This window comes from Streptomyces dryopteridis (genome assembly GCF_049606955.1).
Taxonomy (GTDB): domain Bacteria; phylum Actinomycetota; class Actinomycetes; order Streptomycetales; family Streptomycetaceae; genus Streptomyces.
The window spans coordinates 988,133-1,003,584 of the sequence record NZ_CP187113.1 but is presented as its reverse complement, the minus strand read 5'-3'; the positions used below and the strand labels follow the sequence as shown (position 1 = coordinate 1,003,584).

At 75.6% G+C, this 15,452-nt stretch carries 15 protein-coding genes; 11 read left to right on the top strand and 4 right to left on the bottom strand.

All coding sequences use genetic code 11. The features are described 5' to 3' along the window. The first annotated feature begins 754 nt into the window (after window positions 1-754). Both ACN20G_RS04040 and ssuE read left to right on the top strand, forming a co-directional pair. Window positions 755-1,777: a TauD/TfdA dioxygenase family protein gene (locus ACN20G_RS04040; protein WP_424211327.1), complete on the top strand. Its 1,023-nt coding sequence runs from the start codon at window positions 755-757 to the stop codon at window positions 1,775-1,777. A 38-nt stretch (window positions 1,778-1,815) separates the two neighbouring features. After that, a complete protein-coding gene (gene ssuE / locus ACN20G_RS04035) occupies window positions 1,816-2,403 on the top strand; it encodes an NADPH-dependent FMN reductase (protein ID WP_424211326.1) in 588 nt (195 codons plus the stop codon). Between the two features lie 13 nt (window positions 2,404-2,416). Here ssuE and ACN20G_RS04030 read toward each other — a convergent pair whose 3' ends face one another. Then, window positions 2,417-3,148, bottom strand: coding sequence for a DUF2470 domain-containing protein (locus ACN20G_RS04030; protein WP_424211325.1), 732 nt, complete (start codon window positions 3,146-3,148; stop codon window positions 2,417-2,419). Window positions 3,149-3,481: 333 nt separating this feature from the next. On the opposite strand from ACN20G_RS04030, the gene ACN20G_RS04025 reads away from it, so the two are divergent. The 4 genes from ACN20G_RS04025 to ACN20G_RS04010 all read left to right on the top strand — a co-directional run bounded on the left by ACN20G_RS04025 (window position 3,482) and on the right by ACN20G_RS04010 (window position 6,178). Further along, the gene (locus ACN20G_RS04025) at window positions 3,482-3,868 is read left to right on the top strand and encodes a cell division protein SepF (RefSeq protein ID WP_424211324.1); all 387 of its coding nucleotides are present in this window, start codon (window positions 3,482-3,484) and stop codon (window positions 3,866-3,868) included. Window positions 3,869-3,933: 65 nt separating this feature from the next. Continuing rightward, window positions 3,934-5,184 (top strand): AAA family ATPase, encoded by a 1,251-nt coding sequence (locus tag ACN20G_RS04020; RefSeq protein WP_424211323.1) that lies wholly within the window; start codon window positions 3,934-3,936, stop codon window positions 5,182-5,184. Beyond that, complete coding sequence (locus ACN20G_RS04015; RefSeq protein WP_424211322.1) at window positions 5,181-5,549, top strand: nucleotide pyrophosphohydrolase; 369 nt, start codon at window positions 5,181-5,183, stop codon at window positions 5,547-5,549. Before ACN20G_RS04020 ends, ACN20G_RS04015 begins: the two co-directional genes overlap by 4 nt. 143 nt (window positions 5,550-5,692) lie before the next feature. Beyond that, a complete protein-coding gene (locus tag ACN20G_RS04010) occupies window positions 5,693-6,178 on the top strand; it encodes a DUF6099 family protein (RefSeq protein WP_424211321.1) in 486 nt (161 codons plus the stop codon). 121 nt (window positions 6,179-6,299) lie between these two features. On the opposite strand, the gene mmuM is transcribed toward ACN20G_RS04010, so the two are convergent. Together mmuM and ACN20G_RS04000 are read right to left on the bottom strand one after the other, a co-directional pair. Then, window positions 6,300-7,247, bottom strand: coding sequence for a homocysteine S-methyltransferase (mmuM, locus tag ACN20G_RS04005; protein WP_424211320.1), 948 nt, complete (start codon window positions 7,245-7,247; stop codon window positions 6,300-6,302). Continuing rightward, window positions 7,244-8,173, bottom strand: coding sequence for an LLM class F420-dependent oxidoreductase (locus tag ACN20G_RS04000; RefSeq protein WP_424211319.1), 930 nt, complete (start codon window positions 8,171-8,173; stop codon window positions 7,244-7,246). The genes mmuM and ACN20G_RS04000 overlap by 4 nt, the downstream gene beginning before the upstream one ends. 201 nt (window positions 8,174-8,374) lie before the next feature. On the opposite strand from ACN20G_RS04000, the gene ACN20G_RS03995 reads away from it, so the two are divergent. Next, window positions 8,375-8,587 carry a hypothetical protein gene (locus ACN20G_RS03995; RefSeq protein ID WP_424211318.1) on the top strand — a complete coding sequence of 71 codons (213 nt, stop codon included), beginning with the start codon at window positions 8,375-8,377 and terminating at the stop codon, window positions 8,585-8,587. 79 nt (window positions 8,588-8,666) lie between these two features. Here the strand turns inward: ACN20G_RS03995 and ACN20G_RS03990 are convergent, their stop codons facing one another. After that, the gene (locus tag ACN20G_RS03990; RefSeq protein WP_424211317.1) at window positions 8,667-9,674 is read right to left on the bottom strand and encodes an arylamine N-acetyltransferase family protein; all 1,008 of its coding nucleotides are present in this window, start codon (window positions 9,672-9,674) and stop codon (window positions 8,667-8,669) included. A gap of 143 nt (window positions 9,675-9,817) precedes the next feature. Here ACN20G_RS03990 and ACN20G_RS03985 point away from each other — a divergent pair, with 143 nt between their 5' ends. From ACN20G_RS03985 to ACN20G_RS03970, 4 genes are read left to right on the top strand one after another with little or no spacing between them, the layout of a single operon-like run. Next, on the top strand, window positions 9,818-10,333 hold the full coding sequence (locus ACN20G_RS03985) for a putative immunity protein (RefSeq protein ID WP_424211316.1): 516 nt from the start codon (window positions 9,818-9,820) through the stop codon (window positions 10,331-10,333). Window positions 10,334-10,387: 54 nt separating this feature from the next. Then, window positions 10,388-11,044: a GrpB family protein gene (locus ACN20G_RS03980; RefSeq protein WP_424211315.1), complete on the top strand. Its 657-nt coding sequence runs from the start codon at window positions 10,388-10,390 to the stop codon at window positions 11,042-11,044. A 40-nt stretch (window positions 11,045-11,084) separates the two neighbouring features. Continuing rightward, window positions 11,085-12,626 (top strand): 3' terminal RNA ribose 2'-O-methyltransferase Hen1, encoded by a 1,542-nt coding sequence (locus tag ACN20G_RS03975; protein ID WP_424211314.1) that lies wholly within the window; start codon window positions 11,085-11,087, stop codon window positions 12,624-12,626. Continuing rightward, window positions 12,623-15,262, top strand: a complete 2,640-nt coding sequence (locus ACN20G_RS03970; protein ID WP_424211313.1) for a polynucleotide kinase-phosphatase — start codon at window positions 12,623-12,625, stop codon at window positions 15,260-15,262. The genes ACN20G_RS03975 and ACN20G_RS03970 overlap by 4 nt, the downstream gene beginning before the upstream one ends. The last annotated feature ends 190 nt before the right edge of the window (window positions 15,263-15,452 follow it).

The window sequence follows — 15,452 nt, the reverse complement described above, 5'->3', positions numbered from 1 at the left end:
CCGGGCGGGCCCACCGCGCCCCCGGGCCCGCCGGTTCGGGTGGAAAGCGCAGGTCAGGGCCGGTATGCCGGGGTCGCTTCGAGCTCGGTCGACCGGGCCGGACGGGCCTTGACCGGGTCTTCGGGCGGCCGGCAAGGTCGTGGCCATGACCGCAACCGAGCACCGGGCTCGTGACCTGCGGCTCCACACCGCACTCGGCGTCCTTCGGGCCCCGGGCGCCGGTCCGGGCCGCTGTCCGGCCCGCCCCTGTCCCTGACCGGACGCCACCGCACCCGCACCGCACCACCGCCCCCGCCGTCCGCCCGCCCGTTGTGGGCCCGCGGGGCGCGGCCGCCGTCGCCCCGTCCCGGTCCGACCGTCCCGCACGGCCGGACCCACCCTGACCCGCACGGGCCCCACCGGGCTCGGCGCCGGGGCCGACGCGCCGGACGGGCCCCGGACCTCACACACCGGGAGCCCGCGCCGGTCGGATCCGCAGACCCGCGATGAACGCACCGAACCCGTTCGGTGGGGTCGCGCGGACCCGCACCCCGGGGCCGGAGGGGGCTCCGGCCCCGGGGGCATCAGCCGACGAACCCGTCGCGCCCGCCGGCCGCCCGCCCCGCCGCCGTCACGCTGTCACCCGTACCGCCGTCACCGCCGTCACCGCCTTCGTCCCACCGCGCGCACGATCCGCCGATCACGCCGCCCGCAGGCCCGGGGCGGGTCCGTGCCGCCCGCCGCGCCGCATCCGCCCTCGCGAGGAGAACCGCCCATGGCCACCGCCACCGCCCAGAGCTCCGCCCACGCCGCCGTGCCCGCCGTGCCCGTCCCGCCGGCCGAGTCGATCGAGCGGGCCGAGCGGGCCGCCGAGAAGGCCGGGATCACCGTGACCCGCGTGGGCGGCCGGATCGGCGCGGTGCTCGACGGCGTGCGCCTGGCCGGGGACCTGCCGGCCGAGGCCGTCGACGCGATCCGCGCCGCCCTCCTCGCCCACAAGGTCGTCTTTTTCCGGGGTCAGGACCACCTCGACGAGGCCGGGCACGAGGCGTTCGCGGCCCTGCTCGGCACCCCCGTGGCCCACCCCACCGTGCCTTCCGCCGACGGCCGCTACTCCTTCGGCGTCGACTCCGCGCACGGGGTCCGCGCCAACCAGTGGCACACCGACGTCACCTTCGTGCCCGCCTACCCGGCCTTCTCCGTGCTGCGGGCCGTCACCCTGCCGCCCTACGGTGGGGACACCCTGTGGGCCAACACGGCCGCCGCGTACGCCGCGCTGCCCGAGCCGCTGCGCCGGCTCGCCGAGGACCTGCGCGCCGTGCACACCAACACCTTCGACTACGCCAACCCGCCCGCCGGGGTCGCCCCCGAGGCCGTCGCCCGCTACCGGGAGGTGTTCGCCGCGACCGTCTTCCGCACCGAGCACCCCGTGGTCCGGACGCACCCCGAGACCGGGGAGCGCGCGCTGCTGCTGGGCAGCTTCGTCGAGCGGATCGCGGGCCTGAACCCGGCCGACTCCCGGGCCCTGATCCGCCTGTTCCAGTCCCACGTGGAGCGCCCGGAGAACACCGTCCGGCACCGCTGGAGCGCCGGGGACGTGGCGATCTGGGACAACCGCGCCACCCAGCACTACGGCACCGACGACTCCGACGACCACGAGCGGGTGCTGCGCCGGATCACGGTGGACGGCACCCTCCCGATCGGCGCCGACGGGCGTCCCTCCGTGCTGCTGACCCCCACCGAGGTCCCCGCGCCCGCCTTCGGCGCGGCCGCCGGCGCCTCCGCGCCCGCCCTCTGACCCGCCGTCCGACCCCGTACGACCCAAGGAGCTCCACCGTGTCCCGTCTGCTCGTCGTCACCGCCAGTCCCTCGCAGCACTCCCGCACCGCCGTGGTCGCCGATCACGTGCTGCGCCGGCTCACCCACGCGGGCTTCGAAGGGGATCTGCTCGCGATCCGCGACCTGCCGGCGGCCGATCTGCTCGCCGCCCGCACCGGGCAGCCCGAACTTCGGCGCGCGCTGGCGGCGGTGGCGGAGGCGGACGGGGTGGTCATCGCCACCCCCGTCTACAAGGCGGCCTATACCGGCCTGTTGAAGGCGTTCCTCGACGTGCTCCCGCAGGACGGCCTGGCCGGCAAGGTGGTCCTGCCGCTGGCCACCGGCGGCAGCCTGGCCCACGTGTTGACCGTGGACTACGCCCTGCGGCCCGTGCTGGCCTCGCTCAACGCCCACCACGTGACGGCCGGCCGGTTCGTGCTGGACTCGTTCGTGGAGCGCGGGGACGGGCCCGACCGGCTGCGGCCGGAGGCGGAACTCGACCTGTTCCAGGTCGTGGACGAGTTCGGGGACGCGGTCCGCGCGCACCGCGCCGCACGCGCCCTGGCGGCGGGCCGGACCCTGCCCTCCCCGGCCGCCGCGCACTGACCCGGGTGCCCGCTCAGGCGGGCAGGGAGTTGCGGTGGGACATCCGGCGGGCCTTGGTCAGCAGCGCCTGGATCTGGGCGCCGGACTGTTCCACGTCCTCCAGGGGGGAGGCGAAGGGCAGGCGCACGTCGCGGTCGGCGGCGGGGTCGGCGCCCTCCAGGCGCAGGGTGACCCCGTGCCGGTCCAGGGCCAGCGGCAGGGCGCGGCGGACCCCGGTGAGGGCCGCCGGGGGCACCAGCCGCAGCAGCAGGGTGACGAGTTCGCCGTGTTCGTCGAGGAGGTGGGTGAGCATCCCGGACTCGAAGGCGGCGAGCGGGTCGGGGTGGGCGGTGTCCAACTCGTCGAGGCCGAGGACGAACCGGCCCTCGGCGCTCTCCAGTACGGCCTGCCCGTACTCGACGCACACGCTGTCGCCGACCTCCCCGGTGTAGGGGGTCAGCAGCAGGCCGGTGACGGTCACGCGGGCCCGGACCCGGTCGCGGACGGGGGTGGGGGCCACGTCGGTGAACTCCATGGTGACCCGGGGGCGTCCGATGACCTCGGCGGGGGTGGGGCCGGGGCCGGCGGGGTGCAGGTGGAACCGCCCGAGCACGTCGGATCCGTCCAGTTGGCGGATCTCGGTGCGGACGCCCTCGGTGACGAGGGTCATGGAGTGCGCGGCGACGAGCACCGACCGCACCCGCTCGGCGGCGGTGGGCCGGGTGGGACGGTCGATCGGGGCTGCGGGGGCACCGAACATGCGCATGCGGGGGTCTCCATCGTCCGGAACGGCTGACTTAGGTATGCCTAACCTAACTCATCTCGTCCTCGTGGCGCACCGTCCCGACCGGATCCGGCCGGCGGCGCCCGGAGCGTTCGGAGGGCGCGCGCCCCCGGATCCCGCTCCCGCGTGACCTGCGGGCGGGGTGTGGCGCACGGGAATCGGGGAACCCGGGGTGCGGGGGCGGGTGGGGCCGGTAGCGTCCTGCGGGGTTCGGCGACGACACGCGCGGAGCGGGTCCGTGTCGCTGTTGGGCCGAACGGGTGAAACGCGAGAGGATGGCCGGATGCACAAGCAGCGTGGGCCCGAGGTGGCCCGGTGAGCAGGTACGACGTCACCGACGAACAGTGGGAGGGGCTCGCGCAGGTCGTGCCCCTGCGCAGCCGCAACGAATGGCCCTCGCGCGTGGACCACCGCACCATCCCGCGGGCCGCCGAACAGGAGGCGCAGCGACGGATGGTGGTGATCCGGGTGCAGGTCTTCGCCGACGCCCGCGAGGTCGCCGAGTACCTGATCGCCCAGATCCCGGTCCTGCTCGACCTGACGAGCGCCGACACCGACGTGGCCAAGCGGATCCTCGACTTCAGCAGCGGTGTCGTCTTCGGCCTCGGCAGCGGCATGCACCGGGTGGACCGGAACGTCTTCCTCCTCGCCCCGGTCGGCACCGAGGTCGACGGCATGGCGGCGGCCGTCCCCCGATCGTAGGAAGGTCGCGGCGGCGGAACGGTTCCGCACCCGGGCCGGGTTCCGGGCGGCCCTAGCGTCCGCCCATGGACCTCACCGCCGCCGGCCCGCCCGCCCTCCGCCCCGCCGGCGCCCGCCGCGCCACCGTGCCCGACCCGCGCCCCGCGCCGGTCGGGCCCGCCGAGGGCGGAGCGGACCGGGCGGGTCACGTCCGGCTCCCGATCCGGCCCGCCGTCGCGGAACTGCGGCTCTCCGGCTACCGCGCGCACCGGGGCGCCCGGTTCGCGCTCGGGCCCGTCACCGTCGTCACCGGGCCCAGCGGCAGCGGCAAATCACAGATCGTCGAGGCGTACGAGGCCCTCTCCCGGCTCGGCGCCGGCGACACCCTCGCCGAGGTCTTCCCCGACCCCGGGGCCTGCGTGCCCGAGGGCGCCCTGCCCGACGCGCAGGGCCGGCGCGGATTCCGCCTCGGCTGCACCGTCGAGGGCCCGGCCGGCGTGGTCCGCCTCGACCTCGCCGTCCAGGCCGAGCCCGCGTTGCGGATCGCCGGCGAACGACTCAGCGCCGGCGGCCAGACCCTGCTCACCACCGCCCAGCGCGACCCGGGCCGGCGCACCGTGCAGGCCGCCTGGCTCACCGGCGGCGCGACCGGCGTCACCCGCGCCCCGCTGCCCGACGACCGGCTCGGCACCGCCCTGCTGCCCCTGCGGGTGGCCGGCAGCACACCGGGGCAACGGACGGTGCTGGCCGCCGCCGAACAAGTGGTGGTCGCGCTGCGCTCGGTCTTCGCCTGCGGCCCGAGCCCGGAGCGGATGCGGGCCCCGGTCCCGACGGCCGGCGGCCGGCTCGCGCGCGACTGCGCCAACCTCGCCGACGTGCTGCGCCGGACCCGGGCCGAGTGCGGCACCCGGCACGGGCTGCTGGTGGGCGCGGCCGGACGGGCCTGCGCGGGCCCCGTCACCGACGTGGTCACCCGCGCCCCCGGGGAGGGGCTGGTCCTGGCCGAACTGGTCCGCGAGACGGGGCGCGCCACCCCCTTCGGCCGGCTCGGCGACGGCGAACTGCGCTTCCTCGCCCAGGCCCTCGTCCTGCTGACCGGCCCGGGCGTGCTGGAGGTGGACCCGGCGGCGGAACTGCTGCCGGCCCGGCAGGCCCTCTCGGTGCTGTTCGACGGCATGGACCGCGACCTCGATCCCCGGCAGACCCTCGAACTCCTCCACCTCGTGGAACTGGCCTGCGCGCGCGGGCAGGTGCGGGTGCTGGCGACGGCGGGGGAGGCGGGGGCGAGGGCCGCACGGGCGCTGCCCGGGGTCGCGGTGGTAGACCTGGGGGCGTGAACGAGACGACGGAAGCGGCGGACGGACAGGCGCGGGACCGGGTGGCCGCGCTGCGGGCCCGGTTGGCGGGCTTCGCGGCGGCGCGCGGCTGGCAGCCCTTCCACACGCCGAAGAACCTGGCCGGGGCGCTGAGCGTGGAGGCCGCCGAACTGCTGGAGATCTTCCAGTGGCTGACGCCGGAGCAGTCGGAGCGGGTCATGGAGGACCCCGAGACCGCGCACCGGGTCGAGGACGAGGTGGCCGACGTGCTCGCCTACCTGCTCCAGTTCTGCGAGGTGTTGGGGGTCGACGTGCTGGAGGCGCTGGACCGCAAGATCGACCGCAACGAGCACCGGTTCCCGGTTCCGGAGACCGAAGCACCCTGATGTCACTCTTCGGAGTGATCCGGTTATCCACAATCGCGATTGTGTCCACAATTTTTCCGATACCCCTGGCTTTACCGGGCCATTGCCCTCACTCTGGGTAGTGGTCAGAACGACGGAATGTCGTGCGGACGGGGGACGACATCATGGATGCGGTACGGCTCATCGAGGCCGGCCGGACTGCGCTGGCGCGGAGTGGGGCGGCGATCGAGATGGTGGGCGAGGCTTGGCAGACCCAGGCCCTCGCCCAGGGCGTGGGAAGTTGGCTGGCGGCCGTCGGGCCGCCCGAACTGAGAGCGGAGGCACGGGGGCTGGCGGAGGCCGGCGGCCGGGGCTGCGGCGTGCTCGGCCGCGCCGCGGACCGGGGCGAGGGCCTGCTGCCGGAAGGGCCGCCCCGCGCGGCGGCCCTCACGGGCATGGCGGACATCCGCCGCACCCTGGAGGGACTGCGGGAACTCCTCGGGGACGTGGGGATAGCCCTCGTCGGCGTGGCGGTGTCCACCGACGACGAGGGCCTGTACTGGCAGTGCATCGAGTCCATCGACGCGGCCGACGAGGCCGGGGACCGGGTCACGGCCGTCCTGCGGCGACTGACGGTCCGGGAACGGGGGTCCACCTCGGGGGTCCCGTGACCGATCTCCCGAATCGTTCCCTCACCCGTGGTGGGCGCGGCACACGCCCCGCCCACCACGGGCCCGGAACGACACCGCCCGAAACCGGCCGGCCGGCGCCGGCCGGCCCGGCGCCGGACCCTCAGCGGGCCGAGGCCGAGGGCGTACCGAGCGGGCCCGCGAGACTCGCGATGCCCGCCGGACCCACCCGACAGCACCCGCCGATCAGCCGGGCACCCAGCGCACGCCACGTGTCCAGCGGCCAGGACAGCTCCGCCGGGGAACCGGGCGCGCCCTCGGGCGCGTGCCAGGTGGACGTCGCGGCCTCCCACCGGGAGCCGTCGTTCGGATAGGCCACCAACGGCTTGTCCGTGACCCCGGCCGCGATCTCCAGGGCCGTGGCCACCTGCTCGGGGGCGCAACAGTTCACCCCGGTCGCCACCACCCCGGCACTCGCCCCGGCCAGGGCGAAGGCATCGGCCAAGGGCTGACCGGCCGCGGTGTGCCGACCGTCCTCGGAGAGGGTGAACGTCAACCAGGCCGGCACCCCCACCTCCGACAACAGCCCGGTCAGGGCCTCGGCCTCGACCAGGTCCGGCACGGTCTCCACGGCCAACACGTCCGCGCCCGCCGCCGCCAGCGCCCGCAGTCGCGGCCGGTGCCAGTCCGCGAGCTCGGCCCGGCTCAGCCCGTAGCGGCCCCGGTACTCCGAGCCGTCACCCAACACGGCCCCGTATGGGCCCACGGACGCCGCCACCCACGTCGCCCGCCCGGCCGAGGCCGCGACCTCCGCCGCCAACGCCACCGACCGCTCCCACAGGGCCTCCAACTCCGCCCGGTCCGGACCCGCCCCGACCGGAACCCCGGACCCCACCTGGTAGGAGGAGGTGGTCAACACCCGCGCCCCGGCCGCCGCGTACGCCGCGTGCGCTGCCCGGATCGTCCCCGGCTCCTCCCGCAACACCCGCCCCGTCCACATGCCGCCGGACAGATCGGCGCCCAGATCGAGGAGGACATTGCTGAGCCCCCCGTCCAACAGCACCGGGCCCGCCGCGAGCGCGTCCGCGAACGACCCCGTCGCCCGGCTCACAGGGCACCGGCCGAGGGCAGCACGCGCGAGGCGATCAGTTCCAGGTGGTCCAGGTCGTCGAGGTCGAGGACCTGGAGGTAGACCCGCGAGGACCCGACCCCCGCGTACGCGCCGAGCCGGTCCACGACCTCCTCGGGCGACCCCGCCAACCCGTTCGCCTTCAACTCCTCCACGTCCCGCCCGATCGCGGCGGCCCGCCGGGCCACCTCCGCGTCGTTTCGACCCACGCACACCACCAGCGCGTTCGAGTACACCAACGCGTCCTCCGCGCGCCCCACCGCCCGGGCCGCCTCCCGCACCCGCCCGAACTGCCGCTCGGTGTCGGCGAGCGACGCGAACGGGATGTTGAACTCGTCGGCGAACCGGGCCGCCAACCTCGGGGTGCGTCGCGCCCCGTGCCCCCCGATCAACACCGGCACCCGCTCCTGGAGCGGCTTGGGCAGCGCGGGGGAGTCCCGCAGCCGGTAGTGCGTGCCCTCGAAGTCGAAGGTCTCCCCGACCTCCGTCGCCCACAGCCCCGTCACGATCTCCAACTGCTCCTCCAGCCGCGCCATCCGCTCGGCCGGGAAGGGGATGCCGTACGCCAGGTGCTCCCGCTCGAACCAGCCCGCGCCCAGACCCAGCTCCACCCGGCCGCCCGACATCCGGTCCACCTGCGCCACCTGGATGGCCAGCACCCCCGGGTGCCGGAAGGTCCCGGCCGTCATCAGCGTGCCCAACCGGATCCGCTTCGTCTCGCGGGCCAGGCCCGCCAACGTGATCCACGCGTCGGTCGGCCCGGGCAGACCCGAGCCCGAACCCATGCTGAGGTAGTGGTCGGAACGGAAGAAGGCGTCGAATCCGAGGTCCTCCGTGGCCCTGGCGACGGCCGACAGGGTCTCGTAGTCGGCGCCCTGCTGCGGCTCGGTGAAGATGCGAAGATCCATGTCACCATCCTGCCGCCTCCACCCCGCCCGAGTGAATCGGTGTCAATCCGGCGAGCCGCCCCCGGACCCGCCGGTGACCAGGGTCAACGGGGATCGTTGACTCCGTCGGAGCCGGACCGCCCGGCCCGCGCGCCGGCTGCCGACGCCGGACGCGACCACCGCGCCCTTCCCCCCGGAAGGGCCAGGGCCGAGGAGGCCGCCATGTCCCAGGAGTCCGCGATCGAGTACCCCGGACAGCCCGGACAGGCCGCACACGACCACGCGCAACCCGCGCCCAAGGGTCTCTTGCAGCAGATGGAGGAGCTGATGGCGGCGCTCAACGCCGACCTCTCCCGGCTCGACGCCGACCTCCAGTCCTCCGGGGACCGCCCCGGCCCCGCCGGCCCCTCCGCCGACCGCGGCCACACCGGCTGACCCCGTCGACCGGGCGCGGTCGCGGGGGCTCCCACCCGAACCCCGGCGACCGCCCGGCCCCACGCCGCCCGGCCGGCCGTCAGCCCGCGACCGCCCGACGGGCGGCGAGCTCGCGGAGCTCCTCGGCCGTCAGCGCGATCCCGAACACCTCCCGCAGGGTCGCGTCCAGGGCCTCCGGGGCGATCTCCACCGTCGTGCCGGTGCCGTCGGGGAGGGTGGTGACCAGCGTCAGGTCGTCCAGGCTGTGATGGGCGGCCGGGGTCATCCGCTGGGCGAAGAGCCGACGGACGAACGGCGACCGCGGATGCGTCCCCACGAAGTGACTGCCGACCACGTAGTCGATCGGGTACTGGGCGGTCAACGTGAAGGTGTGCCGGTCGATCCACGCGGTCGGCGCCCGCTCGGGGTCCTTGTCCGGCCCGGCCGGACCGGGGGAGGTCTGGTACAGCCACCACTGGTCGATCCCGCGGGCACCCGGCCGCCGCTCCAAGCGGTGCCGCCACCCCCCGTGCTCGATCCGCGCCCCGTCGGCCAGCTCGATCGGCCCGAGCGGACCGGCCCCGAAGCCCACGTCGCACAACCACACCCGCTCGTCGTCCCGGGCGGTCACCGCCAACAGACCGTGGGTGGCCGGCAGCACCTTGGGCGCGCCGAGACTGATCCGGCCGATCAGCCCGGTCACGTGGAACCCGAGCCGCTCCGCGGCGGCGGCGAACAGCAGCACGTGCTCGAAGCAGTACCCGCCCCGCCGGGCCCCGACCAGCCGGGCCTGCACGGACTCCAGGTCCAGGGGCAGCGGCCGGCCGAGGACGGCGTGCGTGTTCTCGAAGGGGATCCCGGTGGTGTGCGCCCGCTGGAGAGCGCGCAACACGTCCAGGGTGGGCTCGCGGGGCCCGTCGTACCCGATCCGCCCCAGATAGGCGTCAAGATCGAGCACCTCCCCGGACCACCGGTCCCCCCGGTGATCGGTGGGACTCGGAGAGGGCACGGGCACGAACCCCTCGTCGGACGGGCGCGCGCCCGCGGGGGTGTCGGTGCCGCTATCGGTGTCGCTGTCGCTGTCGCTGTCGGTGGGACGATCGCTCATGATCCCAGCCTCCTCCCTCAACCCCACATGAGGTCAAGCCGGCCCCCCGCAAGCCCCGGAACTCAGGTCCGGGCAGCCGCCTTGCGGATCGGCCCGGCCGGAGCGCAGGCTTCGCCCGACACCGGCAGGAAGGAACACCCGCCATGATCCTCCCGAAGGTTCGGGATCCCCGCTTCGTGACGATCCGCCGGGGCGGGACCCTCACCGACGCGGACCACGGTCTGCTCGCCCTGTGGGCCGCGACGTGCGCGGAACACGTCCTCGGCCACTTCGAGGCCGCCCGTCCCCTCGACCCCCGGCCCCGCGAGGCGATCGAGCACGCCCGCGCCTGGACGCGCGGCGAGGTCGCGATGATGCGGGCCCGCGCGGCGGGCGGGCACGCGATGGGCGCCGCGCGCGACCTGCGGGGCGCGGCCCGGTTCGCCGCGTACGCCGCCGGCCAGGCCGCCGTCGTCGCGCACGTCGCCGCGCACGAACTCGGGGCGGCCGCCTACGCGATCAAGGCCGTCCGCGCCGCCGCCCCCGACGGTGACGGCGAGACCGCCGGACGGGCGGAGTGCCGGTGGCAGCGCGAGCGGCTCCCGGACCCGATCCGTGAGCTCGTCCTCGACGATCAGCGCCTACGGGACGACATCTGTTGGCGGGCCTTCGACTGTTGACCGCCCCCGGCCGCGGCCCGCTCGCCGGCCCGTGACCTTCCCTAAGCTGGTCGCATGATCGATCCCCCCGCCACCCCCGTTCCCGACACCGAATCCGTTCGCGCCGTGGTCGTGCCCGCCGAGGCCCGGTGGGGGGAGGTCGGGGGGCGGTTGTGTCGGGTGTTGGGCGGGGTGCTCGGGGCGGGGGCCGTGCACGTGCGGCACATCGGGAGCACCGCCGTGCCGGGGATGGCCGCCAAGGAGGTCTTCGACCTCCAGGTGTCCGTGCGGGATCTCGACGCCGCCCGCGCCGCGTTCGCCGGGCCCCTGGAGCGGCTGGGTTTCCGGCCCTCGTCGGCCGTCCGCGACCACGCCCCCGCCGGCCTCCCGGACCGTCCCGAGGACTGGGCGAAGGCCCTGTGGACCCGGCGGCCCGCGGGCTCCGAGACGGATTCCGCTTCCGGGTTCCCGGAGGTCTCCGTCAACCTCCACGTGCGCCTGCTGGGGGGACCCGGGGAGCGGATCGCGCTGCTGTTCCGGGACTGGTTCCGCGCCCACCCCGAGGCCGTCCCGGCGTACGCCGCGTTCAAGCGGGGCCTGGCCGCCGCCGTGCCCGACACCGGGACCTACGCGGAGGTGAAGGACCCGGTCGTGGACCTCGTCATCGCGGTCGCCGAGCCCTGGGCCGAGGCCGTCGGATGGGCCCCGCACGAGGGCGCGCGCGCCGAATAATCCCGCGCGCCGGCCCGTACCCGCGTTCCATAATCGCGGGGTGTACCTGACGATCTCACTCACCAGCACCCCGGACCATCCCGCGACCGACCTGGGCTTTCTGCTGCACAAGCATCCCGACAAGTCCCAGTCGTTCCCCACCTCCCACGGCCTCGCGCACGTCTTCTACCCCGAGGCGTCCGCGGAGCTGTGCACGGTCGCGCTGCTGCTGGAGATCGACCCCGTGGCGCTGGCCCGCAAGGCGCGCTCGGGCGGCAGGGGCGGGCGGGAGAACCCCGCCGACGGGGCCCTCGCCCAGTACGTCAACGACCGCCCCTACGCCGCCTCCTCCCTCCTGGCCGTGGCCCTGGGCCAGGTGTTCCGGACCGCGCTGCGCGGCGACTGCGTCCTGCGGCCGGAGCTGCCGGAACAGGTCCGGCCGGTCCGGGTGGAGATTCCGGTTCTGCCCGCGCGCGGCGGCCCGGAGCTGGTCCGCCGGCTCTTCGGGCCGCTGGGGTGGCACACGGTGGACGTGACGCCGCTGCCGCTGGACGAGACCTACCCCGAGTGGGGCGAGTCCCGCTACGTGCGCCTGGTGCTGGAGGGCGAGGCCCGGCTCGCCGACGCGCTGCGGCAGTTGTACGTGCTGCTGCCGGTGCTCGACGGGGCCAAGCACTACTGGGTCTCGGCCGACGAGGTGGACAAGCTGCTGCGCGCCGGCGAGGGCTGGCTCGCCGACCACCCTGAGCAGGCCCTGATCGCCGCGCGTTACCTGGCCCGCCGTCGCAACCTCACCGAACGCGCCCTGGAACAGCTCGAACTGGCCCGGCTCGCCGAGGTCGACGACGCGCCGGAGGAGCAGGACCCCGAGGGCGAGGACGAGCCGGGCGACGACGGGACGCCCGCGGCCGAGCCGCCCGCCGACGCCCCGGCCGACGCCCCCGTGCGGCTCGCCATGCGCCGCCGCGAGGCCCTGCTCGACGTGCTGCGCGCCACCGGCGCCGCCCGGGTCCTGGACCTGGGCTGCGGGGAGGGGCAGTTGCTGGGCGCGCTGCTCAAGGAGAAGGGGATCACCGAGATCGTCGGCACCGACGTCTCCACCCGCTCCCTGACCATCGCCGCCCGCCGGCTGCGCCTGGACCGGATGGGGGAGCGGCAGCGTTCCCGGATCACCCTCTTCCAGGGCTCGCTCGCGTACACCGACGCCCGGCTCGCCGGCTACGACGCGGCCGTGCTCAGCGAGGTGATCGAGCACGTGGACGAGGAGCGGCTGCCCGCGCTGGAGTACGCGGTGTTCGGCGCGGCCCGGCCCCGGACGGTGCTGGTGACCACCCCGAACGTCGAGTACAACGTGCGCTGGGAGACCCTGCCCGCCGGTCGGCACCGGCACGGCGACCACCGGTTCGAATGGGACCGGGCCACGTTCCGCGCCTGGGCGCGGGGGGTGGCCGCGCGGCACGGCTACGGCGTGACCCACCTCCCGGTCGGCGACGAGGACCCCGAGGTCGGCCCGCCGACCCAACTCGCCGTCTTCACCCTCGACCCCACCGCCGCCGACACCACCGACACCCGTGAGACCCCGCTGGAGGGGAGGACCGCATGAGCACCGCACCGCACGACGACGCCCACACCGACACCGACACCGACACCGACACGATCCCCGACACCGCGCCCCGGCCGCGCCGGCTGCCCGTCACGGACCTGTCCCTCGTGGTCCTCGTGGGCGCCACCGGATCGGGCAAGTCCACTTTCGCCCGACGGCACTTCAAGCCCACCGAGGTGCTCTCCTCCGACGTGTGCCGCGGCCTGGTCGCCGACGACGAGAACGACCAGAGCGCCACCAAGGACGCCTTCGAGGTGCTCCACCACATCGCCGGCAAGCGGCTGGCCGCCGGCCGGTTGACCGTCGTGGACGCCACCAGCGTGCAGCGCGAGGCCCGTCGGCAGCTCGTGGACCTGGCCCGCGAGCACGACGTGCTGCCCATCGCGATCGTCCTCGACCTGCCCGAGGAGGTGTGCGCGGCCCGCAACGCGGCCCGTCCCGACCGGGCCGGGCTGCCGCGCGCCGTGATCCGCCGGCACCGCCGCGAACTCGGCCGCTCGCTGCGCGGCCTGGCCCGCGAGGGCTTCCGCAAGGTGCACGTGCTGCGCTCGGAGGCCGAGGTGGACGCCGTGGAGATCGTCCGCGAACGCCGCTACAACGACCTGCGGCACCTGACCGGGCCCTTCGACATCATCGGCGACGTGCACGGCTGCGCCTCCGAACTCGACGCGCTGCTGGCGAAGTTGGGCTACGTGGACGGAGCCGCGCACCCCGAGGGGCGGACCGCCGTGTTCGTCGGGGACCTCGTGGACCGGGGGCCCGACAGCCCCGGTGTGCTGCGCCGGGTGATGGGCATGGTCGCGGCGGGCACCGCCCTGTGCGTGCCCGGCAACCACGAGAACAAGCTCTCCCGGCACCTCGGCGGTCGGCAGGTGCAGTTGACCCACGGGCTGGCCGAGACGGTGGAGCAGCTGGACCGCGAGAGCGAGGGCTTCCGGGCCGAGGTGCGGACCTTCCTGGCCGGGCTGGTCAGCCACTACGTGCTGGACGGCGGGGACCTGGTGGTCTGTCACGCGGGCCTGCCGGAGAAGTACCACGGGCGCACCTCGGGCCGGGTCCGTTCGCACGCCCTGTACGGGGACACCACGGGGGAGACCGACGAGTTCGGGCTGCCCGTGCGCTACCCGTGGGCCGAGGACTACCGGGGCCGGGCCGCGGTGGTCTACGGGCACACGCCGGTGCCGACGGCCGGGTGGGTGAACAACACGCTGTGCCTGGACACGGGGGCCGTGTTCGGCGGCCGGCTGACGGCGCTGCGCTGGCCGGAGCGGGAGCTGGTGGACGTGCCGGCCGAGCGGGTCTGGTACGAGCCGGTACGCCCGCTGCTCGCCGAGGGCGCGGACCCGGACGCGGCCGTGGAGGCCCCGCCGGCGCGCCCGCCGGCCCTGACCGATGTGGCCGGGCGGCGCGGGGTGGAGACGGCCCTGCTGGGGCGGGTCACGGTGCGCGAGGAGAACGCGGCCGCCGCGCTGGAGGTGATGAGCCGGTTCGCGGCCGATCCCCGGCTGGTGCCGTACCTGCCGCCGACGATGGCCCCCTCGGCCACGTCCCGCCTGCCCGAGTTCCTGGAGCACCCGGCGGAGGCATTCGCCGAGTACCGGGCGGCCGGGGTGGAGCGGGTGGTGTGCGAGGAGAAGCACATGGGCTCGCGGGCCGTGGTGCTGGTGTGCCGGGACGCGGACGCGGCGCGCCGCCGGTTCGGCCTGGCCGCCGGGGCGACGGTCACGGGCGCGGTGCTGACCCGGACCGGGCGCCGGTTCCTGTCCGACGCGGCGTTGACCGAGGAGCTGCTGGCCGGGGTCCGGCGGGCGGCGGACGGGGCCGGGCTGTGGGAGGAGTTCGGCACGGACTGGCTGCTGCTGGACGGCGAGCTGCTGCCGTGGTCGCTGAAGGCGGGGGCGTTGCTGCGCGAGCAGTACGCGTCCGTGGGCACGGCCGCCGCGCACGTGCTGCCGCCGGTGGTGGCTGCGCTGGCCGCCGCCGGTGAGCGGGGGGTGGACGTGGCCGGGCTGCTGGAGCGGCAGCGGGACCGGGTCCGGGACACGGACGCGTTCACGGCCGCCTACCGGCGCTACTGCGGGCGCACCGAGGGCCTGGCCGGGGTGGGCTTCGCCCCGTTCCAGGTGCTCGCGGCGGAGGGCCGCAGCCTGGCGGCGGTCCCGCACGACGAGCAGCTCGCGTGGCTGGACCGGTTGGTGGCCGCCGACCGGGCCGCCGGGTCCGCGCTGCTGCGGGAGACCCGCCGGGTGTACGTGGACACCGCCGACGAGACCTCGGTGAAGGCCGGCACGGACTGGTGGCTGGAGCTGACCGGGGCGGGCGGGGAGGGCATGGTCGTCAAGCCCCTCGGCGCGGTGGTCCGTGACGGGAAGGGACGGTTGGTGCAGCCGGGGCTGAAGGTGCGCGGGCGGGAGTACCTGCGGATCGTCTACGGTCCGGAGTACACGCGTCCCGAGCGCCTGGACGCCCTGCGCGAGCGGTCCCTGGGCCGCAAGCGGTCGCTGGCGTTGCGCGAGTGGGCGTTGGGCCTGGAGGCCCTGGACCGGTTGGCGGCGGGTGACCCCTTGTGGCGGGTGCACGAGGCCGTGTTCGCCGTGCTGGCCCTGGAGTCCGAGCCGGTGGACCCCCGGCTCTGAGCCGGGCCCGGGGCCCGGCCCCGGGCCCGCCCGGATCCCCCCGGGGCCGTCGACCGGCGGCCTCGGGGGTCGACCGTATGAGGGAAATTCCGGCCGGAAGGCCCGGGAACGGGGTGGCGGGATCGTTCAACCATCAGCAGCGGAGGGTCCGCGAGCCTGGAAGAACGGAATGTCGGATATGAAGATGACC

Coding starts and splice junctions, on each gene's coding strand:
- ACN20G_RS03995 (WP_424211318.1), top strand. CDS start 8,375: ATGTCCCAGGAGTCCGCGATCGAGTACCCCGGACAGCCCGGACAGGCC.
- ACN20G_RS04010 (WP_424211321.1), top strand. CDS start 5,693: ATGGATGCGGTACGGCTCATCGAGGCCGGCCGGACTGCGCTGGCGCGG.
- ACN20G_RS04030 (WP_424211325.1), bottom strand. CDS start 3,148: ATGCGCATGTTCGGTGCCCCCGCAGCCCCGATCGACCGTCCCACCCGG.
- ACN20G_RS03980 (WP_424211315.1), top strand. CDS start 10,388: ATGATCGATCCCCCCGCCACCCCCGTTCCCGACACCGAATCCGTTCGC.
- ACN20G_RS03985 (WP_424211316.1), top strand. CDS start 9,818: ATGATCCTCCCGAAGGTTCGGGATCCCCGCTTCGTGACGATCCGCCGG.
- ACN20G_RS04040 (WP_424211327.1), top strand. CDS start 755: ATGGCCACCGCCACCGCCCAGAGCTCCGCCCACGCCGCCGTGCCCGCC.
- ACN20G_RS03990 (WP_424211317.1), bottom strand. CDS start 9,674: ATGAGCGATCGTCCCACCGACAGCGACAGCGACAGCGACACCGATAGC.
- ACN20G_RS04000 (WP_424211319.1), bottom strand. CDS start 8,173: ATGGATCTTCGCATCTTCACCGAGCCGCAGCAGGGCGCCGACTACGAG.
- ACN20G_RS03970 (WP_424211313.1), top strand. CDS start 12,623: ATGAGCACCGCACCGCACGACGACGCCCACACCGACACCGACACCGAC.
- ACN20G_RS04020 (WP_424211323.1), top strand. CDS start 3,934: ATGGACCTCACCGCCGCCGGCCCGCCCGCCCTCCGCCCCGCCGGCGCC.